Here is a 25,970-nt window from a genome sequence, read left to right on the forward strand (position 1 = left end):
ACCAACCTACGCGGATGCGTAGGTTTTTTTTTGCCTGCCATATAGTATTCTTTTCCCTACAACGATTTACGCCTCCATGGCCAAGGGAGAAGGGCATGATCTTTTCACTGCTGCGCGCGCTGTTTCGCCTGCTGTTTCGGGTACGGGTCGAAGGGGACGTTCAGCACTTCGAGCGGCAAAAACTGCTGATTACGCCGAACCACGTCTCTTTCCTCGACGGCGTGTTGCTGGCGCTGTTCCTGCCGATTAAACCGGTGTTTGCGGTTTACGCCAGCATCGGCGAGAGCTGGTTTATGCGCTGGCTGCGGCCCTACATTGATTTCGTCTCGCTCGATCCCACCAAGCCGATGGCCATCAAGCAACTGGTGCGCATGGTCGAGCAGGGGCGGCCGATCGTGGTGTTCCCTGAAGGGCGCATCACCGTGACCGGCGCGCTGATGAAAATCTACGACGGCGCGGCGTTTATCGCTGCCAAATCGGGCGCCACCGTGGTGCCGGTGCGGATCGACGGCCCCGAGTTCAGCCCGTTCGGCCGCATGGCCGGGGTATTCAAGATCCGCTGGTTCCCGCAAATCAGCATCCGCATCTTGCCACCGACCACGCTACCGATGCCGGAAGCGCCGCGCGCGCGTGAACGCCGGGCGCTGGCGGGCGATCGGCTGATGCAGATCATGATGCGGGCGCGAATGGATACGCGCGAACCGCAGACGCTGTTCCATGCCTTGCTGGCGGCGCAGCACCGCTACGGGCGCCGCAAGCCCTGTATCGAAGACATCGCTTTCAAAGAAGACAGTTACCAGACGCTGATCAAGAAATCGCTGGGCGTCAGCCGCATTCTGCAGCGCTTTACCGCTGAAGGGGAACACGTCGGGCTGCTGTTGCCGAACGCCACCATCACCGCGGCGGCGATCTTCGGCGCTTCGCTGCGTAACCGCATTCCGGCGATGCTCAACTACACCGCTGGCGCCAACGGCCTGAACAGCGCGATGCTCGCCGCCGGCATCAAGACCATCGTCACCTCGCGCCAGTTTCTGGAGAAGGGCAAGCTGACCCACCTGCCGGAGCAGGTGACGCAGGCCAACTGGGTGTATCTGGAAGATCTGAAAGACACCGTTACGCTGGCGGACAAGCTGTGGATTTTGCGGCACTTGCTGCAGCCGCAGCGCGCGGCGTTGCCGCAACGCCCGGAGGACGCGGCGCTGATCCTGTTCACTTCCGGTTCCGAAGGCCACCCCAAGGGCGTGGTGCATTCGCATGCCAGCCTGCTGGCTAACGTAGAACAAATTCGCACCATCGCCGACTTCACGCCGCGCGACCGTTTCATGTCGTCGCTGCCGCTGTTCCACTCGTTCGGCCTGACGGTGGGGCTGCTTACGCCGCTGATCACCGGCAGCCGCATTTTCCTCTACCCCAGCCCGCTGCACTATCGCGTGGTGCCGGAGCTGGTGTATGACCGCAACTGCACGGTGCTGTTTGGCACGGCGACCTTCCTCAACAACTATGCGCGCTTCGCGCATCCGTATGATTTCGCCCGCCTGCGCTACGTGGTGGCCGGCGCGGAGAAACTGGCGGACAGCACCAAACAAATCTACCAGGACAAATACGGCATCCGCATTCTGGAAGGCTATGGCGTGACCGAATGTGCGCCGGTGGTGTCCATTAACGTGCCGTTGGCGACCAAGGTGGGCACCGTCGGCCGCATCATGCCGCAGATGGAGGCGCGCCTGATTGCGGTGCCGGGCATCGATAACGGCGGCCGCCTGCAGCTGAAGGGGCCGAACATCATGAAAGGCTATCTGCGGGTTGAGCGCCCCGGCGAGCTGGAACCGCCGGCGGCGGAAGATGCGAACGGCGTGCTGCAGCCGGGCTGGTACGACACCGGCGATATCGTCAGCCTGGATGAGCAGGGCTATTGCACCATTCGCGGCCGCGTGAAACGCTTCGCCAAGCTGGCGGGCGAGATGGTGTCGCTGGAGAGCGTCGAATTGCTGGCGCAACGGCTGTCGCCGGAAAAAATGCATGCCGCCACGGCCAAAGGCGACAGCAGCAAAGGCGAGGCGCTGGTGCTGTTCACCACCGATCCCGCCATCACTCGTGAAGCATTGCTGCGGGTGGCGCGTGAGCTGGGCAGCCCGGAGCTGGCGGTGCCGCGCGATATTCGCCTGTTGAAAACGCTGCCGGTGCTCGGCAGCGGCAAACCCGATTTCGTCACCCTGCGTCATATGGCCGAACAGCCGGAGAGTGCCCGATGAATCCTTCGACCGAGTCCCCTTTGCTGTCACGCGGCATGATCGCCGTCATCAGCGCGCAGTTCCTCTCGGCGTTCGGCGACAATGCGTTGCTGTTCGCCACGCTGGCGTTGATCAAGCAGCAGCTGTATCCGGACTGGAGCCAGCCAATCCTGCAGATGGCCTTCGTCGCCACCTACATCATCCTGGCGCCGTTCGTCGGCCAGGTGGCCGACAGCTTTGCCAAAGGGCGGGTGATGATGTTCGCCAACGCCTTAAAATTGGCGGGGGCGTTGGTGATCTGTTTTGGGGGAAACCCGTTCCTCGGCTACAGCCTGGTCGGGGTGGGAGCCGCCGCGTATTCGCCGGCCAAATACGGCATTCTGGGCGAGATCACCAGCGGCGAGAAGCTGGTCAAGGCTAACGGCCTGATGGAGGCCTCGACTATCGCCGCCATTCTGACCGGTTCGGTGGCCGGTGGCATTCTGGCGGACTGGCATGTGGTGGCGGCGCTGGCGGTCTGCGCCTTGGTTTACGCGGGGGCGGTGGTCGCCAACCTGTATATTCCGCGCCTCGCGGCGGCGCGCCCGGGGGCTTCCTGGCGCCCGCGGGCCATGACGAACAGCTTCTTTACCGCTTGCGTCACGTTATGGCGCGATGGGCAGACGCGTTTTTCCTTGATCGGCACCAGCCTGTTCTGGGGGGCCGGCGTGACGCTGCGTTTTCTGCTGGTGCTGTGGGTGCCGGTAGCGCTCGGCATCGCCGATAACGCCACGCCGACGCTGCTGAACGCCATGGTAGCCGTCGGTATCGTGGTGGGGGCCGGCGCCGCCGCACGCTTTGTCACGCTGAAGACGGTGAAGCGCTGCATGCCGGCCGGGATCCTGATCGGCGTTGCGGTCGCGGTATTCGCGCTGCAAACCACCATGCTCAATGCCTATGTCTTGTTGGCGATCATCGGCATGCTGGGGGGCTTTTTCGTGGTGCCGCTCAATGCGTTGCTGCAGGAGCGGGGCAAGCATTCGGTCGGCGCCGGCAATGCTATCGCGGTGCAAAACCTGGGTGAAAACGCCGCCATGTTGCTGATGCTGGCGCTGTATTCGCTGGTGGTGAAGCTGGGCGTGCCGGTGGTGGGCGTCGGCGTAGGGTTTGGCGTGGTGTTTGCGCTGGCGATTAGCGCGCTATGGTGGTCGCAGCGGCGGTGAAACGGGGCGCAGCCAGGCTGCGCCCTTGCTGTATTAAGGCGCCGGAATGGTAAACCGGGTATGGATTTCTTCGAGCGCCTGCAGCACGTCTTCATCCAATACCACATCGAGGCTGTCGATGTTGATTTTCAACTGATCCACCGTGGTGGCGCCCAGCAGGGTGCTGGCGACAAACGGCTGTTGACGCACGAAGGCCAACGCCATCTGCGAAGGATCCAGCCCGTGTTTTTTGGCCAGCGCCACGTACTCGGCGATCGCCAGCTGGGTTTGCTGCCCTGAATAACGGTTGAAGCGGGTGAACAGCGTATTGCGCGCACCGGCCGGTTTTGCGCCATTGAGGTATTTACCGCTCAGGGTACCGAACGCCAGGCTGGAATAGGCCAGCAGTTCCACCCCTTCGTGCTGGCTGATCTCGGCCAGGCCAATCTCAAAGCTGCGGTTCAGCAGGCTGTACGGGTTTTGAATCGACACGATGCGCGGCAGCTCGTGTTTCTCCGCCAGCTGCAGGTAGCGCATCACGCCCCAGGGCGTTTCATTGGAAACCCCGATATAGCGGATCTTGCCGGCGCGCACCTGCTCGGTCAGCGCCTCCAGCGTTTCCAGCAGCGTGACCGCGGCTTTGTCGTCGGTGTATTGATAGTTGAGTTTGCCAAAACAGTTGGTGGCGCGCTGCGGCCAGTGCAATTGGTAGAGATCGAGATAATCGGTATTCAGCCGCTTGAGGCTGGCGTCCAGCGCGGCGCGGATGTTTTTGCGATCGAGCGCCTGCTGCGGGCGAATGCTGCTGTCGGTGCCGCGCACCGGGCCCGAGACTTTGCTGGCCAGGACGATTTTTTCGCGATTGCCGCGCGCCTTGAGCCAACTGCCGATATAGCTTTCGGTCAGGCCCTGGGTTTCCGGACGGGGCGGCACCGGGTACAGTTCGGCGGTGTCTATCAGGTTGACGCCTGCGGCCAATGCATAGTCCAGTTGCGCATGGGCGTCGGCTTCGCTGTTCTGTTCGCCAAAGGTCATGGTGCCCAGTCCCAGCACGCTCACTTCTAAAGAACTGTGGGGAATACGGTGGTATTGCATTAACGGCCTTCCTTTCTTGTTAGCGCTTACGGGCCGCGCGGCCCGGTGAAACAGGAGCCCAATGTCAGAAGACGGCGCAGAGTCCGTCGGGCGGCGATGTCGCCTTTCCTGACTATAACCAAGCGGTGAAGATGGGGGAAGCGGATTCCGTGCGGACGCGAATGGGGGCTACCGCGCTTGAACGGGCGATAGCCGGCGGGCGGTGATTAGCGTTCGATAACCTGAGAAACTTGATCGCCGTTGATCTGGCGCTGGTTGCCTTTCTCGTCTTTATAGCTGATGAGGCCGGTATCTTCATCGATCTCCGGTTTGCCTTGCGTCAGGATCATGTTGCCGTCTTTGGTCGCCATCACGTAGTCGCTGGAACACCCCGCCAGGCCAGCCACCATCACCAGCGCAGACACTGCCATTACCCACTTTTTCATCCTGCGGATCCTCGATTATGCAGAAAATAATGTTCTTTCAAGATTAGCAAACTCTCGGCGAAGCGCGTCTCAGATAAGTCTTTATCTGATAAGAAAAAGTGAAATGAGAGGTCAACAAAGTGATGAAAGCCGCCAATGGCGGCTTTCATATAGATAGCGTTATTCCGGCGCGCGATTTTTTTTGCTGCGCATCAGATTGAGCGCTTCTACCGACATCGAGAAGAACATGGCGAAGTAGATGTAGCCTTTTGGCACGTGCACCTGGAAGCTTTCCAGCATCAGCGTGAAGCCCACCAGGATCAGGAACGCCAGCGCCAGCATTTTCACCGACGGATGGCGGTTGACGAATTCGCCGATCGGTCGGGCAGCGAACATCATCACGCCGACGGCGATCACCACTGCCGCCATCATGATGAACAGATGGTCGGAAAGGCCCACGGCGGTAATCACCGAATCCAGGCTGAAGATAATATCCAACAGCATGATCTGCACGATCGCGCCGAAGAAGCTGTGCACCTTGGTGTGGTGCTCTTCTTCCGACCCTTCGATGGTTTCGTGGATCTCTTTGCTGGCTTTCCAGATCAGGAACAGCCCGCCCAGCAGCAGGATCAGATCGCGAGCGGATACGCTGTGCTCCATCACGGTAAACAGCGGATGGGTCAGGCGAATCACCCAGGCGATGGAAGCCAGTAGCGCCAGGCGCATAAGCATGGCGGCGGCCAGCCCGATCCGGCGAGCTTTGTTCTGTTGCGCTTTGGGCAGCTTGGCCACCACCAGCGACAGAAAAATGATGTTATCAATACCCAGTACGATCTCAAGAATGGTTAGCGTGCCTAACGCTAACCAGGCATTGGGATCCATAATCCATTCGAACATTGCTCGACACACCTTATTAATACTTAATAAATGCAAAGCGTGAATTATACGCGTTTATCATGGCGCTGATAGGGGCAGCTAAACCAGAGTTAAACGAAATCGCTTAGATTGAGAAATGTCTTGCCAGCAGCGCGCCGGTAAAACTCTTTTTCAGATAGAAGCCGCGCGGCAGCGTCATGATCGGTTGCCCTTGTTCGCCGATGGCTTCGGTGAGCGCCTTGCTGTTAGCCGCTTTGGGGCGCAGCTGCAGCACTTCGCCGTGGCGTGCGGTGATGCGCTCTACGTGGCCGAGCACGATCAGATCCATCAATTCTTCCCAGTCGCGGCGCAGCATTTCGTCTTCTGCCGCGCTTGGGCTCCACAGCAGCGGCGAACCGACGCGGCGTTCGGCCAGCGGGATCTGGCGTTCGCCTTCTACCGGTATCCACAACACGCGCGCCAGCTTGTAGCGAACGTGGCTGTTGGCCCAGGTGACGCCGCTGTTGCCGGTGAGCGGAGCGACGCAGACAAAAGTGGTTTCCAGCGGTTTGCCGGCGGCGTCGACAGGAATGGTTTTCAGCTCGATGCCCAGCTCGGGAAAGTCCTGCTCCGGTTTGCTGCCGGCCATGGCGCCGAGATACAGCTCCAGCAGCATGCCTACCCAACCTTTATCGCGTTTCAGATCCTTGGGGATCGGCAGCTGCGCGCGAGCGGCCAGTTCGCCAAAGCTGGCGCCGGCCAGCGCCTGAGCGCGCTCGAACAGCTGCCGTTCATTTTCCGGCGGGGGCGGCAAAGGGGATAAAAACGCCATAAATCAAGCCTGTCTAATTTGGTTGAAAAATGCACTGCAATTATGCACGGTGAGCGATAACCGCCATCGCTTGGGGAAAAGAATAATAGTAGCATGATTTTACATGACTTTTTTCCTTTCTTGGCGTGGTGGACAATGCACTGGCGGGGCTTGTTCACCTGAAGCCACCGACAATAAACAGGATCTTACACCTATTTATCCACAGATTTTTGGGATAACCCAAATTTTTGCCGATCACTGGTTCAATTTACAGCCTTGACTCGGGCGGTTTTTTACGAATTTGTCCGTTTTGTGCGTAACTTGCCCGGATAATCTGTGGATAAAAACGACGTTGGTGGATCTTTCGCCAGGGTAAGATCCTTACCGTGCACAGATCACATTTTTGCCCTGTATATAAAGATGCGTTAATACATAATTGTATGTTTTTAAAATAAATATGAGTTTTTAGTGTTGAGGGGGGATTTTAGGGGTTAAGAGTTTTACCGGCTTATTCCTCGAGTTCTGCACACACCTATCCACAGAAAAAGTGAATAAAACCGGTCTGAAAGGCTAGGGTGTGTTTATAACTTTGCCTATATCTGTGAGTTATCCCAATGTTATTCGGCCCGCAGCGCCGTAAAGCAGTGGTTTACCGCCTGTAGCTTGTGTGAAACAATCAGGACATCTATGCGAATTTAAGCTTATCGAGGTAGTCCGGTGATCGATGATGATGGCTACCGCCCGAATGTTGGTATCGTAATCTGTAATCGTCAGGGGCAGGTCTTATGGGCCCGCCGTTACGGTCAGCACTCCTGGCAGTTTCCCCAAGGTGGGATTAACCCTGGCGAAACTGCGGAGCAGGCGATGTACCGTGAGCTGTTCGAAGAAGTGGGGCTGAGTAAAAAGGATGTGCGCATCCTGGCTTCGACCCGCAACTGGTTGCGCTATAAATTGCCGAAACGTTTGGTGCGTTGGGACACAAAGCCGGTTTGTATCGGCCAAAAGCAAAAATGGTTTTTGTTGCAGCTACTGTGCAATGACGCTGATATCAATATGCAGCGCAGCAGCACGCCGGAGTTCGACGGTTGGCGCTGGGTGAGCTTCTGGTATCCGGTACGCCAGGTGGTGTCGTTCAAACGCGACGTTTACCGCCGGGTGATGAAAGAATTCGCCGTGACCGTGATGCCGATGCAAGAGCAGGCGGCGCCGCGGCAGGCTCCTGCTTATCGCCGAAAGAGAGGTTAAGTTAAGCCGACTATGCTCACGCGCTTGCGAGAAATTGTAGAGAAGGTGGCTGCGGCGGCCAGTCTGACGGATGCGCTGGATCTGCTGGTCAATGAAACCTGTCTGGCGATGGACACCGAAGTGTGTTCCATCTATCTGGCGGACAACGATCGCCGCTGCTACTACCTGATGGCCACGCGCGGGCTGAAAAAGCCGCGCGGGCGCACTATCGCATTGGCGTTTGACGAGGGCGTCGTCGGGTTGGTCGGCCGCAGAGCCGAGCCTATCAACCTGGCCGATGCCCAAAGCCACCCCAGTTTCAAATACGTCCCGCAGGTGAAAGAGGATCGTTTCCGATCCTTCCTCGGGGTGCCGATCATTCATCGGCGCCAGCTGCTGGGTGTGCTGGTGGTGCAGCAGCGCGAGCTGCGCCAGTTCGACGAAAGCGAAGAGTCTTTCATGGTCACCCTGGCCACGCAGATGGCCGGGATCCTGTCACAATCGCAGCTCAACGCCATTTTCGGCCAGTATCGCCAAACGCGCGTGCGCGCGCTGGCGGCCTCGCCCGGCGTGGCGGTGGCGGAAGGGTGGCAGGACAGCAGCCAGCCTTCGCTCGATCAGGTTTACCGCGCTTCGACGCTGGACACCGCCAGCGAGCGCGAGCGCCTGACGCTGGCGCTGGAAGAGGCCGGCGCGGAGTTTCGCCGCTTCAGCAAGCGTTTTGCCGCCAGCTCGCAAAAAGAGAGCGCGGCGATCTTCGATCTTTACTCTCACCTGTTAAATGACGCCCGTCTCAAGCGCGAACTGTTCGCCGAAATCGACAACGGTTCGGTGGCGGAGTGGGCGGTGAAACAGGTGATAGAAACCTTTGCCGAGCAGTTTGCCAAACTGCAGGACACCTACATGCGCGAGCGCGGCAGCGACCTGCGCGCGCTGGGCCAGCGCCTGCTGTTCCACCTCGACGACACCACTCAGGGCGCCACCCAGTGGCCGGCGCGTTTTGTGCTGGTGGCGGATGAGCTGACCGCGACATTGCTGGCAGAAGTGCCGCAGGATCGCCTGGTCGGCGTGGTGGTGCGCGACGGTGCCGCCAACTCGCATGCGGCGATTTTGGTGCGGGCGATGGGGGTGCCGACGGTGATGGGCGCCGACATCCAGCCTTCTCTGCTCAGCCAGCGGCTGCTGATCGTCGACGGTTATCGCGGTGAACTGCTGGTCGATCCTGAACCGGTGCTGGTGCAGGAATATCAACGGCTGATCAGCGAAGAGCTGGAGCTGAGCAAGCTGGCGGAAGACGACGTCGAGCAGCCGGCGCAGTTGAAAAGCGGCGAGCGCATTCAGGTGATGCTGAATGCCGGCCTCAGCCCGGAACATGAACAGCTGTTGGGCGGCCGGGTAGATGGCGTGGGGTTATACCGCACCGAAATCCCGTTCATGTTGCAAAGCGGCTTCCCCTCCGAAGAGGAACAGGTCGCGCAGTACCAGGGCATGCTGCAGCTTTACCCGAGCAAGCCGGTTACGCTGCGCACTCTGGATATCGGCGCTGACAAGCAGCTGCCTTATATGCCGATTAGCGAAGAGAACCCCTGCCTGGGCTGGCGCGGCATCCGCATCACCCTGGATCAGCCGGAGATCTTTTTGATTCAGGTGCGCGCCATGCTGCGTGCCAACGCCGGTACCGGCAATCTGGGCATTTTGTTGCCGATGGTCACCAGCCTGGAAGAGGTCGATGAGGCCAAACGCCTGATTGACCGCGCCGGGCGCGAGGTGGAAGAGGTGCTTGGCTATGCGATCCCGAAACCGAAAATCGGCGTGATGCTGGAAGTGCCGTCGATGATTTTCCTGATCCCGCATCTGGCCGGGCGCGTTGATTTCATCTCGGTCGGCACCAACGATTTGACCCAGTACCTGTTGGCGGTAGATCGCAACAATACCCGGGTCGCCTCGCTGTATGACAGTTTGCATCCTGCGATGCTGCAGGTGCTGAAACTGATCGCCGAGCAGGGGAACGCGGCCGGGTTGCAGCTTAGCCTGTGCGGTGAACTGGCCGGCGATCCCATGGGCGCGCTGTTGCTGGTGGGCATGGGCTATCGCAATCTGAGCATGAACGGCCGCAGCGTGGCGCGCATCAAATACCTGCTGCGGCATATCGACCTTGCCGACGCCGAAATGTTGGCGCAGCGGGTGTTGAACACCCAGATGACCACCGAAGTGCGCCATTTGGTGGCGGCGTTTATGGAGCGACGCGGCATGGGCGGATTGATCCGCGGGGGCCGGTAGCCGCCGCGCGTTGTGATTTTTTTACAGAACTTTTCCCGGCCTGCCGGACCGGACCGCGCTAAGCCTATGTTATGATGCGCAACCTCAGTGCGGCGCAGGCTCGTCGCCTTGCACACCGCAGCGGCCAATGCTGCTGCTTGCAAGACGCGGGACAATCTCCGCCGCCGCTTGGCACCTGCCGCCCCCGCATGGGGAAAAATAACAGACATGTTGTGGTGATAGATGAGCAATAGCTATCTGGCGTTTCCTAAATTTGATCCGGTCATTTTCTCCATTGGCCCGGTTTCTCTGCATTGGTACGGCCTGATGTACCTGGTCGGCTTCGTTTTTGCCATGTGGCTGGCGGTGCGCCGTGCCAACAAGCCGGGCAGCGGCTGGACCAAAGACGAAGTTGAAAACCTGCTCTACGCCGGTTTCCTGGGCGTATTCGTCGGCGGCCGCGTAGGCTATGTGTTGTTCTATAACCTGCCGCTGTTCCTGGATAACCCGCTCTATCTGTTCAAGGTCTGGGATGGCGGCATGTCGTTCCACGGCGGCTTGATGGGGGTGATTCTGGTGATGTTCTGGTTCGCTCGCCGCACCAAACGCACCTTCTTCCAGGTTTCCGATTTTATCGCGCCATTGATCCCATTCGGCCTGGGCGCCGGCCGCCTCGGCAACTTCATCAACGGTGAACTGTGGGGCCGCGTGACCACCGATACCCCTTGGGCGATGCTGTTCCCAAGTTCGCGCAGCGAAGACGTGGCCCTCGCCGCCGCCGATCCTTCCTTGCTGCCGTTATTGAATCAGTACGGCGTACTGCCGCGCCACCCGTCGCAGCTGTATGAACTGCTGCTGGAAGGCGTGGTGCTGTTTATCATTCTGAACCTGTTTATTCGCAAGCCGCGGCCGATGGGCGCCGTCTCGGGCCTGTTCCTGATCGGTTATGGCGCATTCCGCATCATCGTTGAAGCGTTCCGCCAGCCGGATGCCCAGCTCGGCCTGTTCGACGGCGTGATCAGCATGGGGCAGATCCTGTCCATCCCGATGGTGGTGGCCGGTATTATTATGATGATTTGGGCGTACCGTCGTCGCCCGCAGCAACAAATGTCGTGAGGGACAAATGAAACAGTATCTGGATTTGATGAACAAGGTGCTCGCCGAGGGCACCCCTAAAGCCGACCGTACCGGCACTGGCACGCTGTCGATTTTCGGCCATCAGATGCGTTTCAACTTGCAGGAAGGTTTCCCGTTGGTGACCACCAAGAAATGTCATCTTCGTTCGATCATTCATGAGCTGTTGTGGTTCCTGAACGGCGATACCAACATCGCCTACCTGCGTGACAACAAGGTCACCATTTGGGACGAGTGGGCCGATGAAAACGGCGATCTCGGCCCGGTGTACGGCAAACAGTGGCGCGCCTGGGGCGCGGCGGACGGCCGTCAGATCGATCAGCTGAGTAACGTGCTCCAACAGCTGAAGCAGGATCCGGATTCGCGCCGCATCATCGTTTCCGCCTGGAACGTCGGCGAGCTGGATCAGATGGCGTTGGCGCCGTGCCACGCGTTCTTCCAGTTCTACGTCGCGGACGGCAAGCTCTCTTGCCAGCTGTACCAGCGTTCCTGCGACGTGTTCCTCGGCCTGCCGTTCAACATCGCCAGCTACGCGCTGCTGGTGCATATGATGGCGCAGCAGTGCGATCTGGAAGTGGGCGATTTCGTCTGGACCGGCGGCGATACCCACCTGTACAGCAACCACATGGAACAGACTCAGCTGCAGCTGACGCGTGAACCGCGTCCGTTGCCGAAACTGGTGATCAAACGCAAGCCGGCTTCGCTGTTCGATTACCGTTTCGAAGACTTCGAGATCGAAGGTTACGATCCGCACCCGGCCATCAAGGCGCCGGTCGCGATCTAACCTTAACCGCATCACACCAGGGGGGCAGAGATTGCACCCCTTTTTTTATCCGCATTGCGCACCGCGCCGCATTTTTTTGTCGTCCTCTGCCGTCGTAAATAAAACATTGCGCAGCTTGCCGCAGCGATTATGCATGCGGCTTTACCGCGTTGTGGCGATCCTTACACTGGCGGCATGAAAGACAATACTCTCTCGAATATCGATGATCGCCAGCGTGGCATGACGCTGATTGAGCTGTTGGCGGCGATATTGATCGCCGGCATGCTCACCGGCTGGGGCGTCGGGCAATGGCGTTATCATCAGCAAGCGCTGCGGCTGGAACACACGGCTCAGCAGCTGCTGGCGTTTTTGCTGCGATTGCAGGCGGACGCCAACTGGCGTAACCGCGCGACGCTGCTGTGGTTCAAGAACGGCACGCCCTGGTGTCTGGGCGGTGGCGTGCCGCCGACGGATTGCGCTTCCGCCGAAGGCGCCGTTTTCTCGCCGTCTTATCGCGACGTCGCTTTGAGCGGCTACACCGGCAAAGAGATTGGGTTTTACGGTTTGCGCAATACTGCGCAGGCGGGGCACATCCTTCTCAGCAACGACGCAGGCAGCCTGCGGCTGGTGCTGTCCGCCCGTGGGCGGCTGCGTTTGTGCAGCGAAGGGCAGCGGGTCAGGGGCATTGCGCTATGTTGACTTTAGAACGCGGTTTTACCTTGCCGGAGGTGATGTTGGCGTTGGTCTTCGGCAGCGTGATCGCGCTCGGCGCGGCGAAAACCTATCCGTTGTTGCGCCAGCAAAGCGTGGTCGTCAGCCAGCACTTTCGGCTGGAGTCAACGCTGCGGCAACTGGCGTTCGGCATTGAGAAAGATCTGCGCCGCGCCGGTTTTTGCGCCGGGCAGTGCGCCGGCCGTCCGTTGCTGATCGGTCAGGCATCGGGAGAAGCGGCGGGCAGTTGCGTTATCGTTGCCTACGACATCGCTCGCAGCGGGCAATGGCTCGCTTCGGGCGAGGATGCGGGCTATTTCGGTTACCGGCTGCGCAATGGCGGCTTGGAAGGGCAGCGCGGCGTGAGCCAATGCGATGGCGGTGGCTGGGAGCGGTTGCTCGATCATGACGAAGTGCGCATTGAGCGGTTTCATGTGGCGATCGAGCGGGGCGATCACGGCGCGACCTTGGCTCACCTGACGCTGGCGGGGCGCTCCGCCAGCGATACGCGTATCAGGCGCAGCCTGAGTGCGAGCGTCGAAATGGCGGCGCTGCCATGAATTGGCGAACCCAGCGGGGCGGTAGCACTCTGGCGGCGGTGATGTTGCTGTTGGCGCTGGGGCTGATGTTGCTTAACGCTCAGCATCGGCAGTTGGATAACGCGCTGTTACTGGCCGCCGATCAGCAGCGTTACCTTCAGGCTTATAATCAGGCCGCTTCGGCGCTGAGTTGGGGCATGAGCCAGCGCTGGCCACGCGCCGAGCTGAGTGCGGCGGCCTGGTTATGCAGGCAGCGCGCGGAACTGACGGCCTGCGCCCGGCTGTCTGCCAGAGCGGGCGTTGTGACGATACGCGGCCTTGGTGAGATGCGCGGAGGTGAACCGCTTTGGCTGTATCAGTGGGGCACCTTTAACGGCGCAGAGACCGCTGGCAAGGTGCAAGCTCAGCCGGGCGGTCGGCTGGATTTTTGCCCAGAGAAAAGGCTGACCGACTGTGACGGCTAACGCTCGGGCAGGGCGGCTATCCCGCAACGGCTTCAGCCTGCCGGAAGTGTTGGTGGCGGCCTTGCTGTTCTCGGTGTCGCTGCTTGGCTTGTTACAGTATCATCAGGTGCTGTTGCAGTCGTTTCAGCGCCAGTGGCACTACCGGCAAGCCTGGGCGCTGGCGCATCAGCAGTTAGAAGCGTTCGCCGTCACCGGGCGGCTCGAGGCCGAATCGCCGCCGGAAGGTTGGCGACGCGAGACGGCGCTTGACGATGCGGAGAATGATTGCCGCCGATTGACGGTTAGAGTCCAAACCCCGCAGCGGCAGTGGGCGACGCTGAGCCGCTGGTATTGCACCCGCTTTTAAGCCGGTATGTCTTTTGTTTTAAAGGAGCCTTGATGTTCACGGTTTATCATTCCAATCAGCTGGATTTGTTGAAAACGCTGACCAGCGCGCTGATAGCCAGAGATCCGTTGGCCGATCCTTTTCAACCGGAAGTGGTGCTGGTGCAGAGCCCCGGTATGGCGCAATGGCTGCAGATGCAGTTGGCGGAACAGTTCGGCATCGCCGCCAATATTGCGTTTCCGCTGCCGGCGACCTTTATTTGGGACATGTTCACCCGGGTGTTGCCGGATATCCCGAAAGAGAGCGCCTTCAGCAAGGACGCCATGACCTGGAAGCTGATGTGGTTGCTGCCGGAGATGCTGACTCAGCCGGCGTTTGCGCCACTGCAGCACTATCTGACCGATGACGGTGACAAGCGCAAGATTCACCAGTTGGCCGGTCGGGTCGCCGACCTGTTCGACCAGTATTTGGTTTATCGCCCGCAGTGGCTGGAGAGCTGGCAGCGCGGTGAGCGCATCGACGGCCTGGCGGAGGCTCAGCAATGGCAGGCGCCGCTCTGGGCGCGGCTGGTGGAGTACACGTGCGAGCTGGGGCAGCCGGAATGGCACCGCGCCAATCTGTACAGCCGATTTATCCACGCGCTGGAGCAGGCAAAAACCTGCCCGCCCGGTTTGCCGCCGCGGGTGTTTATCTGCGGTATCTCGGCGTTGCCGCCGGTCTATCTGGAGGCGCTGCAGGCGCTGGGGCGGCATATCGATATCCACCTGATGTTCACCAACCCCTGTCGCTACTATTGGGGCGATATTCAGGATTACGCTTTCCTGGCCCGCTTGCAGAGCCGCAAGCGCCGTCACTACCATCAGGCACGCGAGCACGGGCTGTTCCGCCAGCCGGATGACGCGGCGCGCCTGTTTGACGCCGAAGGCCAGCAGCAGCTCAGCAACCCGCTGCTGGCCTCTTGGGGCAAGCTGGGGCGCGATCACCTCTATCTGCTGTCGCAGATGGAAGGGGCGCAAGAGGTTGACGCCTTTGTCGATATCCCGGCCGATACCATGCTGCACGCCGTTCAGCGCGACATGCTGGAGCTGGAAGACCATACGGTGATCGGTATTACCGCGGAAACGCTGGAAAGCAGCTTCAGCAAACGTCCGCTAGATGAGAACGACCGATCCCTCAGCCTGCATGCCTGCCACAGCCCGCAGCGGGAAGTGGAGGTGCTGCACGATCAACTGCTGACCATGCTGGCGCAGGATCCGTCGTTGACGCCGCGCGACATCATCGTGATGGTGGCGGATATCGACAGCTACACGCCTTACATTCAGGCGGTGTTCGGCAATGCCCCTGCCGAGCGCTACCTGCCGTTCGCCATTTCCGACCGTAAAGCGCGCCAGGCGCATCCTGCGTTGCAGGCGTTCATTTCACTGCTCGATCTGCCGCAAAGCCGTTTTACCTCGGAACAGGTGCTGGCGCTGCTTGAGGTGCCGGCCCTGGCCGCCCGTTTCGCCATTGGCGAAGAGGGGCTGCGCCTGCTGCGCCATTGGGTCGGTGAATCCGGCGTGCGCTGGGGCCTGGACGACGATAACGTGCGCGAACTGGATCTGCCCGCTACCGGCCAACATACCTGGCGCTTTGGCATCACGCGCATGTTGCTTGGCTACGCGATGGACAGCAATGCCGGCGATTGGCAGGGCATTTTGCCTTACGACGAATCGAGCGGATTGGTCGCCGAACTGGCGGGGCAGCTGGCAGACCTGCTGGCGCAGCTCAGCCACTGGCGGCAAATCTTGAGCGAAGCGCGCCCGCTCGAGGCGTGGCTGCCGCTCTGCCGGCAACTGCTGGATGCTTTCTTCGCTGCGGACAGCGACACCGAGGTGGTGCTGGCGCTGATCGAACAGCAGTGGCAGCAGGCCATTAATTTTGGCCTGGCGGCACGCTATCCCGATGAGGTGCCGTTGACCATTCTGCGGGACGATCTGGCGGCGCGTCTCGATCAGGAGCGCATCAGCCAGCGCTTCCTCGCCGGGAAAATCAACTTCTGTACGCTGATGCCGATGCGTTCCATTCCGTTCAAGGTGGTGTGCCTGCTGGGCATGAATGACGGCGTGTATCCGCGCACGCTGCCGCCGCTGGGTTTCGATCTGATGGCGCAGCAGGTCAAACGCGGCGACCGCAGCCGGCGCGATGACGACCGTTATCTGTTCCTGGAAGCGATTTTGTCCGCTCAGCAGCGGCTGTATATCAGTTTCATCGGCCGTTCCATTCAGGACAACAGCCCGCGTTACCCTTCGGTACTGGTCACCGAGCTGCTGGAGTACCTGGAACAAAGCTATTGCCTGCCGGGAGATGAAGAGCTTAGCGCAGACGACAGCGCCCGGCGGGTTGGTGAGCACTTGCTGAAGTGGCACGCGCGCATGCCGTTCGCCGCCGAGAACTTCTTGCCTGGCTCGGAGGATCAAAGCTATGCCGCCGAGTGGCTGCCTGCCGCCGATGGGCGCGGTGCGGCGCATCCGGCGTTCAACCAGCCGCTGCCCGCCGAAGCGCTGCAGCAAATATCGCTGGATGAACTGCTGCGGTTTTACCGCCATCCGATTCGCGCGTTTTTCCAACTGCGGCTGGGCGTCAGTTTTATCCTGGAAGAGACCGAGCTGCCCGACGAAGAACCCTTCACGCTGGATAACCTCAGCCGCTACCAGTTCAACAGCCAACTGTTGAATACGCTGATCGACGGTGACGATCCCGAACGGCTGTTCCAGCGGGTGCGCGCCGCCGGCGGCTTGCCCTATGGCGCCTTCGGCGAAATTTATTGGCAAAAGCAGCAGGAAGAGATGAGCGAACTGGCCGAGCAGGTGCGTGCGGAACGCGCAGAGAGCCATAGCCTGGAGCTGGATATCGATATCGCCGGCGTGCGCCTCAGCGGCTGGCTGCATCAGGTGCAGGATGACGGCCTGTTGCGCTGGCGGCCCGCGACGCTGTCGGCGGTGGATGGCATATTGCTGTGGCTGGAGCACCTGGTGTACTGCTGCGCCGGCGGCACCGGCGAGAGCCGCATGTATGGCCGCAAGAACTCCGCCTGGCGCTTTGCCGCGCTGGCGCCTGAAGAGGCACAGGCGCAGCTGGCGGAACTGCTGACGGGCTATCAGCGCGGTCTGAGTCAGCCGCTGCTGTTGCTGAACAAGAGCGGCTGGGCGTGGCTGAGTCAGTGCTATCTGCCGGAAACGCAGCAAATCGACTGGGAGGAAGACGCGCAAATCAAGGCGCGCGCCAAATTGCTGCAGGCCTGGCAGGGCGATCAGCGCATTCCCGGAGAAGGGGAAGATCCCTACGTGCAGCGAGTGTTTCGCCAATTGGATAATGAATACTTAGCGCAAATACTGGCCGAAACAGAGCGTTATCTGCTGCCGGTGGCGCGGCATAACCTGGGGTAACAATCACCCGGTGGTGCTGTGCGGCGGTAGGTGGTAAAAATAACGAAGGTTATATTCAACCATTGGGGTAATTCCCGGTCTTACATAACGTACAGGAATATACCCGCCGAGTTCGGGTCGCCATATTGGCGAAGAATCCGGTGAGTACAGATTTGGTTATGTGGTTTTGATGAACGTCGCCACCGTCAGGGAGTGGGCGCAGCGACGTCAGAATAGGGGTTTATTTTGGATATGCGCAGACAGTTGGCCCGTATCACCGGGCTGGTATTATTGGCTATGTGTTGGGCGCCGTTGAGTTGGGCCGCGCAAGGATGGCAACCGCTGGCGGAGAAGATCAACAAAAGCGAACACGATCCGCGTCAGTATGAGGCGATCAAATTGACTAACGGCATGACGGTGTTGCTGGTGTCAGATGCCCAGGCGCCGAAATCGCTGGCGGCGCTGGCATTGCCGGTCGGCTCGCTTGAAGATCCGAACAGCCAACTGGGTTTGGCGCACTATCTGGAACATATGGTGCTGATGGGCTCCAAGCGCTATCCAGAGCCGGAAAACCTGTCCGAGTTCCTGAAAAAGCATGGCGGCAGCCACAACGCCAGCACGGCTTCTTATCGCACCGCCTTCTATCTGGAAGTGGAAAATGACGCGCTGGAGCCGGCGGTCGATCGCATGGCCGACGCCATTGCCGAGCCGCTGCTGGATCCGGGCAATGCCGACCGTGAGCGCAACGCGGTTAACGCCGAGTTGACGATGGCGCGTTCGCGCGACGGTATGCGTATGGCGCAGGTGGGCGCGGAAACCCTTAACCCGGCGCACCCGAGCGCGCGCTTCTCCGGCGGCAATCTCGATACGCTGAAAGACAAGCCGGACAGCAAGCTGCACGATGAGCTGACCGGCTTCTATAAGCGCTACTATTCTGCCAATTTGATGATGGGCGTTTTGTACGGCAATCAGCCGCTGCCTCAGCTGGCTGATATTGCGGCGAAAACCTTTGGCCGCGTGCCGAATCACGACGCCAGCGTGCCGCCGATCACCGTGCCGGCGGTGACGCCGGAACAACAGGGCATCATCATTCATTATGTGCCGGCACAGCCGTGCAAACAGCTGAAGGTCGAGTTTCGCATCGATAACAACAGCGCCGCGTTTCGCAGCAAAACCGATACCTACATCAGCTACCTGATCGGCAACCGCAGCAAGAACACCCTGTCTGACTGGTTGCAGAAGCAGGGGCTGGCGGACGCCATCAATGCCGGCGCCGATCCGATGGTGGATCGCAACGGCGGGGTCTTCGCCATCAGCGTTTCACTGACCGACAAAGGCCTGGCCAAGCGCGACGAGGTCGTCGCCGCCATTTTCAACTACCTGAAAATGCTGCGCAGCGAAGGCATCAAGCAAAGTTACTTCGACGAAATCTCGCATGTTCTGAATCTGGATTTCCGTTATCCGTCGATCACGCGCGACATGGACTACATCGAATGGCTGGTGGACACCATGCTGCGCGTGCCGGTTGAACATGCGCTGGACGCGCCTTACCTGGCCGATCGCTATGATCCGAAGGCGATCGCCGAACGCCTGGACGGCATGACGCCGCAAAACGCCCGCATCTGGTTCGTCAGTCCGGATGAGCCGCACAACAAGACGGCCTATTTCGTCAACGCGCCTTACCAGGTCGACAAAATCACGCCGCAGCGCTTTACGCAGTGGCAGCAGTTAGGGAGTGGGATTTCCCTGTCGTTACCGACGCTCAATCCGTACATCCCGGATGACTTTACCCTGACCAAGCCGTCGCACGAGTTCAAAAAGCCGGAAATGGTGGTGGATAACCCCGGCCTGCGCGTGCTGTACATGCCGAGCCGTTACTTCGCCGATGAGCCGAAGGCCGACGTCACCGTCGCTTTCCGCAACGCCAAGACCATGGATTCCGCGCGCAACCAGGTGCTGTTCTCACTGACGGATTATCTGGCCGGCCTCGCGCTGGATCAGCTGAGCTATCAGGCATCGGTTGGCGGGCTGAGCTTCTCGACCTCGCCGAACAACGGCCTGATGTTTAACGCCAACGGCTTTACCCAGCGCCTGCCGCAGTTGCTGACGGCGCTGATCGAAGGCTATTCCAGCTTCACGCCGACGGAAGATCAGCTGGCGCAGGCCAAGTCCTGGTATCTGGAGCAGTTGGACGCCGCCGAGAAGGGCAAGGCGTTTGAATTGGCCATTCAGCCGGTGCAGATGGTTTCCCGCGTGCCGTATTCCGAACGCAGCGAACGCCGCGAAGTGCTGAAGACGCTGACGCTGAAAGACGTGCTGGCCTATCGCGACAGCCTGCTGGCCGAGGCTACGCCGGAGTTGCTGGTGGTGGGCAATATGAGCAAGCAGCAGGTCGACACGCTGGCGTCGACGCTGAAACATCGCCTGGGCTGTACCGGCATCGAATGGTGGCACGGCGAAGACGTGGTGGTGGACAAAAATCATCTGGCCAATCTGCAACAGGTGGGCAGCAGCACCGATTCGGCGCTGGCGGCGGTCTATGTGCCGACCGGCTACGACGAAGTGGCCGGCATGGCCTACAGCTCATTGCTGGGGCAGATTATTCAGCCGTGGTTCTATAGCCAGCTGCGCACTCAGGAGCAATTGGGATATGCGGTCTTCGCCTTCCCAATGTCGGTGGGGCGCCAATGGGGCGTGGGCTTCCTGTTGCAGAGCAACAGCAAACAGCCGGCCTACCTGTACCAGCGCTATCAGGATTTCTATCCGAAAACCGAGAAACGCTTGCGCGACATGAGCGAAGCGGACTTTGAACAGTACAAACAGGCGCTCATCAATGAGCTGAAGCAGCGGCCGCAAACCCTGAGCGAAGAGGCCAGCCGGTTCGCCAACGATTTCGATCGCGGCAATTTCGCCTTCGATACCCGTCAGAAGCTGATTGCGCAGGTGCAACAGCTGACGCCGGCCAAACTGGCGGATTATTTCCACCAGGCGGTGATCCAGCCACAGGGGCTGGCTGTGTTGTCGCAGGTGAGCGGCAGCGGGCAAGACAAGGCGGATTACGCGGCGCCTAAGGGCTGGGTCACCTATCCGAACGCGTCTGCATTGCAGCAGATCCTGCCGCGCAAAGTGGCGACGCCATGACGGAAACTGCCCCGCAGAGGCTGGAGCCGCTGACGCTGCCGCTGTTCGGCGAACGCCTGATCGAGGCGTCGGCGGGCACAGGCAAAACCTTTACCATCGGCGCGCTGTACCTGCGTTTGCTGCTGGGGCTGGGCGGTGAAGCGGCGTTTCCCCGGCCGCTGACGGTCGAAGAAATCCTGGTGGTGACCTTTACCGAGGCCGCCACCGAGGAGCTGCGCGGGCGTATCCGCGACAATATCCACGGGCTGCGCATCGCCTGCGTGCGGGGCGTCAGCGCCAACCCGCTGTTTTCGGCGCTGATGGCTGAAATTGACGATTTGACCGACGCCGCCTCGCAGTTGCTGGCGGCGGAGCGGCAAATGGACGAAGCGGCGATCTACACCATTCACGGCTTTTGCCAACGAATGCTGACGCACAACGCCTTCGAATCCGGCATGCTGTTTGAACAAACGCTGGTGCAGGACGAGTTGCCGCTGCGGCGGCAGGCCTGTGCCGATTTCTGGCGTCGCCACTGCTATCCGTTGCCGCTGGGCGTGGCGCGTGCGGTCAGCCAGGAGTGGAGCGGCCCGGAAGCGTTGCTGGCCGATCTCTCCGGCTATCTGCACGGTGAGGCGCCGGCGCTGCGCCGGCCGCCGAAAGAGGAAGAAACCGTTCTGATGCGCCACGAGCAGATCGTCGCGCGCATCGATGCCATCAAGGCGCAATGGCGTGCGGTGGCGGGCGAGCTGGAGGCGTTGATCGCCCAGTCCGGCGTCGATAAACGCAGCTACAGCAGTAAACACCTGCCGAACTGGCTGAACAAGGTCGGCGAATGGAGCGGGCAGGAGACCCAGGACTACCAGTTGCCGAAGGAACTGGATAAATTTCGCCAGTCGGTGCTGCTGGAGAAGACCAAGAAAGGCGAGCCGCCGCGGCATGCGCTGTTCACGGCGATCGACGAGCTGTTCGATGAACCCTTGACGCTGCGCGACCTGATCATGGCGCGCGCGCTCAGCGAGATCCGCACTTCCATTCAACAAGAAAAGCGCCAGCGCGCCGAGCTGGGGTTTGACGACCTGCTTAGCCGTTTGGACGGCGCCTTGCAAAGCGGCGGCGGCGAACAGCTGGCGCAGGCGATCCGCCAGCGTTACCCGGTGGCGATGATCGATGAATTTCAGGATACCGATCCGCAGCAATATCGCATTTTCCAAAAGCTTTACGTCGGCCGGCCCGATTGCGGCCTGCTGTTGATAGGCGATCCCAAGCAGGCGATTTACGCCTTCCGCGGTGCCGATATCTTTACCTACATGCGGGCGCGCTCAGAGGTGAGCGCCCACTATACGCTGGAGACCAACTGGCGCTCGTCGCCGTCGATGGTCGCCAGCGTTAATCACCTGTTTTCTCAGGTAGAAAAGCCTTTCCTGTTCGGCCAAATCCCCTTTATCGAGGTCAGCGCGGCGGAAAAGAACCAAGGGCTGGCGTTTGACCTGCACGGCAAGCCGCAACCGGCGATGCAGTTCTGGCTGCAGCAGGGGGAAGGCGCCGGTGTAAGTGATTACCAACAGCTGATGGCGCGCCTGTGCGCCACGCAAATTCGCGACTGGCTCAGCGCCGGGCAGCAGGGCCAGGCGTGGCTGCAGGGCGGCAAGGAGCCACGGCCGGTGCAAGCCTCCGATATCACGGTGCTGGTGCGCAGCCGCAATGAGGCGGCGCTGGTGCGCGATGCGCTGAGCGCGCTGTCCATTCCGTCGGTCTACCTGTCCAACCGCGACAGCGTGTTCGACACCCCGGAGGCCAAAGACCTGCTGTGGTTGCTGCAGGCGGTGTTGGCGCCGGAGCAGGAGCGCACGCTGCGCAGCGCCATGGCCACCGGGCTGATGGGGCTGGACGCGCCGACGCTGGACGGCCTGAGCCGTGATGAGCGTGCCTGGGACGAGCTGGTTAACGAATTCGATGATTACCGCACGCTCTGGCTGCGCCGCGGCGTGTTGCCGATGCTGAGCGAGGTGATGAAAGCGCGCCAGCTGGCGGAGAACCTGCTGGCCAGCGCCGGTGGCGAGCGTCGTTTGACCGACGTGCTGCATCTGGGGGAGTTGTTGCAAGAGGCGGCGGCGCAACTCGACAGCGAACATGCGCTGGTGCGCTGGCTGGCACAGCAGATCGCCCAGCCTAATCGCCAGTCCGATAATCAGCAACTGCGGCTGGAGAGCGACCGGCATCTGGTGCAGGTGATCACGATTCATAAATCAAAGGGGCTGGAGTTCGATCTGGTGTGGCTGCCGTTCGTCGGCAATTTCCGCCAGCAGCAGCAGGCGCTGTATCACGATCGCCACAGTTTCCAGGCGTTGCTGGATCTCGACGCCAATGAAGAGAGCCAGACCTGGGCGGAGGAAGAGCGGTTGGCAGAAGACCTGCGCCTGTTGTACGTGGCGCTGACCCGCTCGGTGTACCACTGCAGCATCGGCATCGCGCCGCTGTTCCAGGGCACGCGCAAGAAACAGGGCGATACCGATCTGCACCGCAGCGCATTGGGTTATCTGGTGCAGGGCGGGCAGGCCGGCGACGCCGCGTATCTGCAGGAGCGCCTGCAGCAATTGGCGGGCGGCGGCATCGCGCTGTCGCTGGTGGAACCGCCGGACGAGGCGCCCTGGCAGCCCCAGGCATCGCTGGCCGCTACGCTGGCGGCGAAAAACTTTACCCGACGGATCCAGGATTTTTGGCGGGTGACCAGCTATACCGGTTTGCAACAGCACGGTTCGAGCCTGATGCAGGATCTGCTGCCGCGTCTGGATGTCGACGCCGCGGGCGAGCGGGGTGAGGAGAGTGAGCCAGCGCTCACACCGCATACCTTCCCGCGCGGCGCAACGCCCGGCACCTTCCTGCACAGCCTGTTTGAAACACTGGACTTCACCCAGCCGCTGGACGAACAGTGGCTGCAGGAACAGCTGCAACAGCAAGGCTTCGCTGAGCACTGGCAGCCGATTCTGCTGGCGTGGATGCAGGTGTTGCTCAATACGCCGCTCGACGACAGCGGCGTGACGTTGTCGGCGCTGACGCCGCAGCACAAGCAGGCCGAGCTGCAGTTCTATTTGCCGATTAACCGGTTGTTGCAGGCGAAGGCGCTCGATGCCCTGGTGAAGCGTTACGATCCGCTTTCCGCCCGCTGCCCGGCGCTAGATTTTCATCAGGTGCAGGGCATGCTGAAAGGCTTTATCGACCTGGTGTTCTGCTGGCAGGGCAAATACTACCTGCTGGACTACAAGTCCAACTGGCTGGGGGAAGACAGTAGCGCCTATACCCGGCCGGCGATGGAGCAGGCGATGGCGGAGCATCGTTACGATCTGCAATACCAGCTGTATACGCTGGCGCTGCATCGTTATCTGCGTCATCGGTTGCCGGATTACGATTACCGGCGCCATTTTGGCGGGGTGATATATCTGTTCCTGCGCGGCGTGGATGCGGCGCACCCGGGCAACGGCATTTTCACCTGTCTCCCCGAGCTTGAGCTGGTGGAGGGGATGGATCGCTTGTTCAGCGGCGAAGCTGCGGCGACGGAGGAAGGATCATGATCGCACTGCTGGAGCAGGCGGTGGCGCTTGGCGTGCTGCGCCCGCTGGACGTGCAGTTCGCCCGCGTGGTGGCGAACGAAGACGAGCCCGATATTTTGCTGGCCGCCGCCTGCCTGAGCGCAGAGGCGGGAGCCGGTCACGTCTGCCTGATGCTGGAACAGCTGCAGGCGGACACGCTGTTTGAAGGACGCCAGCCGGCGTTGGCGCTGGCGGTGTGGGAGGCGGCCGGGCGACCGGATAGCGTGCGTTGGCAGCAGCGTTTGGCGGCCAGCGCGGCGGTTGGGGACGGCAGCGGCGCTACGCCGCTGGTGCTGCGCGGGCCGCGCCTGTATCTGCAGCGCATGTGGCAAAACGAAGGCGAAGTGGCGGCGTTTATCGGCGGTGAAGGCGAATCGCTGGCGGTGCCGGAGGCTGAGCTGCGCACCATTCTCGACCGCTTGTTCGGCGCCGCGAGCGACGAGCCCGACTGGCAGAAAATCGCCGCCGCGGTGGCCGCCACGCGGCGCATTGCGGTCATTTCCGGCGGGCCGGGCACCGGTAAAACCACCACCGTCGCCAAACTGTTGGCGGCGCTGGTGCAGCTGGATGAAAGCGCGCGCTTGCGCATTCAGCTGGCGGCGCCGACCGGCAAGGCGGCGGCGCGCCTGACGGAGTCGCTTGGCAGCGCCAGCCGCCAGCTGGCGTTGACCCCGGCGCAGCAGGCGCTGTTCCCGACGGAGGCGGCGACGTTGCACCGTCTGTTGGGGGCGCAACCGAACAGTCAGCGCATGCGTTATCACCGTGGCAACCGGCTGCATTTGGATGTGCTGGTGGTGGATGAGGCCTCGATGGTCGATCTGCCGATGATGGCGCGACTGATTGCCGCGCTGCCCGATCGGGCGCGGGTGATTTTCCTCGGCGACCGCGATCAGCTGGCTTCGGTGGAGGCCGGCGCGGTGCTGGGCGATATTTGCCGTTTTGCCGAGCAGGGATACAGCGATGCGCGCGCCGCTGAGCTGAGCCGCCTGACCGGTTGTTCGCTCACGGGGCAGCAGGCCGACGCGGAAGCGGCGGTGCGCGACAGCCTGTGCCTGCTGCGCAAGAGCTATCGCTTCGACGCCCGTTCCGGCATCGGTCAGCTGGCGTTGGCGGTCAACGCCGGAGCGGGGGATCGCGCGCTGGCGGCATTAAACGGCAGTTTCGGTGATGTTGCGGGCTATGCGCTGGCGACGAGCGAAGAGTATCAGGCGCTGTTGGATGCCTGCGTGGCGGGCTACCGCGACTATTTGCGGCTGACCGCAGAAGGGGCGGACGCGGCGACGGTGCTGGCGGCCTTTGGCCGTTTCCAGGTGCTGTGCGCGCTGCGTGAAGGGCCGTTCGGCGTTACCGGCCTGAACGAGCGCATTGAGCTCGGGCTGCAGCGTGCCGGTTTAATTGACCGCAAGCCGGGCGTGCTTGGCCGCTGGTACCGGGGGCGGCCGGTGATGATCGGCCGCAACGACAGCGCGCTGGGGCTGTTCAATGGGGATATCGGCATTACGCTGCCGGATGAGCACGGCGATCTGCGCGTGCATTTCCAACTGCCCGACGGCAGCATCAAGTCGGTACAGCCAAGCCGTTTGCCGGCGCATGAAACCGCTTATGCGATGACGGTGCACAAATCTCAGGGATCGGAGTTTGACCATACGGTGCTGGTGTTGCCGAATCACTTCCTGCCGGTGTTGACGCGTGAGCTGGTCTATACCGCGATCACTCGCGCGCGTAAGCTGCTTTCGCTGTACGCTGCGGAGGCGGTGCTGCTGCGGGCCATTCGCACGCCGACCCAGCGCCGCAGCGGATTGGCTGAACGGCTGCAGGCGGCGGAATAAGCGCTGAGGGGCGCGGCAACGGCCGCGCCCGCAG

General features: G+C 61.0%; 18 protein-coding genes. 14 read left to right on the top strand and 4 right to left on the bottom strand.

All coding sequences use genetic code 11. The features are described 5' to 3' along the window. Window positions 1-95: 95 nt before the first annotated feature. Entirely contained in the window at window positions 96-2,252 is a 2,157-nt protein-coding gene (gene aas, locus ACJ8IN_RS05205; RefSeq protein ID WP_033635771.1) for a bifunctional acyl-ACP--phospholipid O-acyltransferase/long-chain-fatty-acid--ACP ligase, read from the top strand. Beyond that, complete coding sequence (gene lplT / locus ACJ8IN_RS05210) at window positions 2,249-3,433, top strand: lysophospholipid transporter LplT (RefSeq protein WP_033635770.1); 1,185 nt, start codon at window positions 2,249-2,251, stop codon at window positions 3,431-3,433. The genes aas and lplT overlap by 4 nt, the downstream gene beginning before the upstream one ends. 33 nt (window positions 3,434-3,466) lie before the next feature. Here lplT and ACJ8IN_RS05215 read toward each other — a convergent pair whose 3' ends face one another. The 4 genes from ACJ8IN_RS05215 to mutH form a co-directional block, all read right to left on the bottom strand. Further along, window positions 3,467-4,507 (bottom strand): NADP(H)-dependent aldo-keto reductase, encoded by a 1,041-nt coding sequence (locus ACJ8IN_RS05215; protein ID WP_060428836.1) that lies wholly within the window; start codon window positions 4,505-4,507, stop codon window positions 3,467-3,469. A 206-nt stretch (window positions 4,508-4,713) separates the two neighbouring features. Beyond that, complete coding sequence (locus ACJ8IN_RS05220) at window positions 4,714-4,932, bottom strand: YgdI/YgdR family lipoprotein (protein WP_033635766.1); 219 nt, start codon at window positions 4,930-4,932, stop codon at window positions 4,714-4,716. Window positions 4,933-5,091: 159 nt separating this feature from the next. Next, a complete protein-coding gene (locus ACJ8IN_RS05225) occupies window positions 5,092-5,808 on the bottom strand; it encodes a TerC family protein (RefSeq protein WP_033635765.1) in 717 nt (238 codons plus the stop codon). 103 nt (window positions 5,809-5,911) lie between these two features. Further along, on the bottom strand, window positions 5,912-6,598 hold the full coding sequence (gene mutH / locus ACJ8IN_RS05230) for a DNA mismatch repair endonuclease MutH (RefSeq protein ID WP_033635764.1): 687 nt from the start codon (window positions 6,596-6,598) through the stop codon (window positions 5,912-5,914). Window positions 6,599-7,294: 696 nt separating this feature from the next. Here mutH and rppH point away from each other — a divergent pair. The 12 genes from rppH to recD all read left to right on the top strand — a co-directional run bounded on the left by rppH (window position 7,295) and on the right by recD (window position 25,936). Next, complete coding sequence (gene rppH / locus ACJ8IN_RS05235; protein ID WP_004931849.1) at window positions 7,295-7,822, top strand: RNA pyrophosphohydrolase; 528 nt, start codon at window positions 7,295-7,297, stop codon at window positions 7,820-7,822. 12 nt (window positions 7,823-7,834) lie between these two features. Beyond that, the gene (gene ptsP / locus ACJ8IN_RS05240; RefSeq protein WP_033654107.1) at window positions 7,835-10,081 is read left to right on the top strand and encodes a phosphoenolpyruvate--protein phosphotransferase; all 2,247 of its coding nucleotides are present in this window, start codon (window positions 7,835-7,837) and stop codon (window positions 10,079-10,081) included. Window positions 10,082-10,303: 222 nt separating this feature from the next. Further along, window positions 10,304-11,176 carry a prolipoprotein diacylglyceryl transferase gene (gene lgt, locus ACJ8IN_RS05245; RefSeq protein ID WP_033649501.1) on the top strand — a complete coding sequence of 291 codons (873 nt, stop codon included), beginning with the start codon at window positions 10,304-10,306 and terminating at the stop codon, window positions 11,174-11,176. 7 nt (window positions 11,177-11,183) lie between these two features. Then, a complete protein-coding gene (thyA, locus tag ACJ8IN_RS05250) occupies window positions 11,184-11,978 on the top strand; it encodes a thymidylate synthase (protein WP_016929918.1) in 795 nt (264 codons plus the stop codon). 174 nt (window positions 11,979-12,152) lie between these two features. Continuing rightward, a complete protein-coding gene (locus ACJ8IN_RS05255) occupies window positions 12,153-12,656 on the top strand; it encodes a prepilin peptidase-dependent protein (protein WP_039567375.1) in 504 nt (167 codons plus the stop codon). Next, complete coding sequence (locus ACJ8IN_RS05260; protein ID WP_308326000.1) at window positions 12,650-13,228, top strand: prepilin peptidase-dependent protein; 579 nt, start codon at window positions 12,650-12,652, stop codon at window positions 13,226-13,228. The genes ACJ8IN_RS05255 and ACJ8IN_RS05260 overlap by 7 nt, the downstream gene beginning before the upstream one ends. Further along, window positions 13,225-13,671 carry a YgdB family protein gene (locus ACJ8IN_RS05265; protein WP_033649503.1) on the top strand — a complete coding sequence of 149 codons (447 nt, stop codon included), beginning with the start codon at window positions 13,225-13,227 and terminating at the stop codon, window positions 13,669-13,671. The genes ACJ8IN_RS05260 and ACJ8IN_RS05265 overlap by 4 nt, the downstream gene beginning before the upstream one ends. After that, entirely contained in the window at window positions 13,661-14,017 is a 357-nt protein-coding gene (locus tag ACJ8IN_RS05270; RefSeq protein WP_033635757.1) for a prepilin-type N-terminal cleavage/methylation domain-containing protein, read from the top strand. Before ACJ8IN_RS05265 ends, ACJ8IN_RS05270 begins: the two co-directional genes overlap by 11 nt. A gap of 32 nt (window positions 14,018-14,049) precedes the next feature. Then, window positions 14,050-17,421, top strand: a complete 3,372-nt coding sequence (gene recC, locus ACJ8IN_RS05275; RefSeq protein WP_308325999.1) for an exodeoxyribonuclease V subunit gamma — start codon at window positions 14,050-14,052, stop codon at window positions 17,419-17,421. Window positions 17,422-17,652: 231 nt separating this feature from the next. Beyond that, window positions 17,653-20,541 (top strand): pitrilysin, encoded by a 2,889-nt coding sequence (gene ptrA, locus ACJ8IN_RS05280; RefSeq protein WP_308325998.1) that lies wholly within the window; start codon window positions 17,653-17,655, stop codon window positions 20,539-20,541. Beyond that, window positions 20,538-24,089 (top strand): exodeoxyribonuclease V subunit beta, encoded by a 3,552-nt coding sequence (recB, locus tag ACJ8IN_RS05285; protein WP_308325997.1) that lies wholly within the window; start codon window positions 20,538-20,540, stop codon window positions 24,087-24,089. The genes ptrA and recB overlap by 4 nt, the downstream gene beginning before the upstream one ends. After that, window positions 24,086-25,936, top strand: coding sequence for an exodeoxyribonuclease V subunit alpha (gene recD, locus ACJ8IN_RS05290; RefSeq protein ID WP_308325996.1), 1,851 nt, complete (start codon window positions 24,086-24,088; stop codon window positions 25,934-25,936). Before recB ends, recD begins: the two co-directional genes overlap by 4 nt. Window positions 25,937-25,970: the final 34 nt, after the last annotated feature.

Origin of the sequence: Serratia sp. CY31944 (genome assembly GCF_052169175.1) — a bacterium.
Taxonomy (GTDB): Bacteria; Pseudomonadota; Gammaproteobacteria; order Enterobacterales; family Enterobacteriaceae; genus Serratia; species Serratia sarumanii.

Coding starts and splice junctions, on each gene's coding strand:
- ACJ8IN_RS05225 (WP_033635765.1), bottom strand. CDS start 5,808: ATGTTCGAATGGATTATGGATCCCAATGCCTGGTTAGCGTTAGGCACG.
- ACJ8IN_RS05265 (WP_033649503.1), top strand. CDS start 13,225: ATGAATTGGCGAACCCAGCGGGGCGGTAGCACTCTGGCGGCGGTGATG.
- ACJ8IN_RS05215 (WP_060428836.1), bottom strand. CDS start 4,507: ATGCAATACCACCGTATTCCCCACAGTTCTTTAGAAGTGAGCGTGCTG.
- recD (WP_308325996.1), top strand. CDS start 24,086: ATGATCGCACTGCTGGAGCAGGCGGTGGCGCTTGGCGTGCTGCGCCCG.
- ACJ8IN_RS05220 (WP_033635766.1), bottom strand. CDS start 4,932: ATGAAAAAGTGGGTAATGGCAGTGTCTGCGCTGGTGATGGTGGCTGGC.
- ACJ8IN_RS05260 (WP_308326000.1), top strand. CDS start 12,650: ATGTTGACTTTAGAACGCGGTTTTACCTTGCCGGAGGTGATGTTGGCG.
- recB (WP_308325997.1), top strand. CDS start 20,538: ATGACGGAAACTGCCCCGCAGAGGCTGGAGCCGCTGACGCTGCCGCTG.
- ptrA (WP_308325998.1), top strand. CDS start 17,653: ATGCGCAGACAGTTGGCCCGTATCACCGGGCTGGTATTATTGGCTATG.
- lgt (WP_033649501.1), top strand. CDS start 10,304: ATGAGCAATAGCTATCTGGCGTTTCCTAAATTTGATCCGGTCATTTTC.
- lplT (WP_033635770.1), top strand. CDS start 2,249: ATGAATCCTTCGACCGAGTCCCCTTTGCTGTCACGCGGCATGATCGCC.
- ACJ8IN_RS05255 (WP_039567375.1), top strand. CDS start 12,153: ATGAAAGACAATACTCTCTCGAATATCGATGATCGCCAGCGTGGCATG.
- mutH (WP_033635764.1), bottom strand. CDS start 6,598: ATGGCGTTTTTATCCCCTTTGCCGCCCCCGCCGGAAAATGAACGGCAG.
- ptsP (WP_033654107.1), top strand. CDS start 7,835: ATGCTCACGCGCTTGCGAGAAATTGTAGAGAAGGTGGCTGCGGCGGCC.
- aas (WP_033635771.1), top strand. CDS start 96: ATGATCTTTTCACTGCTGCGCGCGCTGTTTCGCCTGCTGTTTCGGGTA.
- recC (WP_308325999.1), top strand. CDS start 14,050: ATGTTCACGGTTTATCATTCCAATCAGCTGGATTTGTTGAAAACGCTG.
- thyA (WP_016929918.1), top strand. CDS start 11,184: ATGAAACAGTATCTGGATTTGATGAACAAGGTGCTCGCCGAGGGCACC.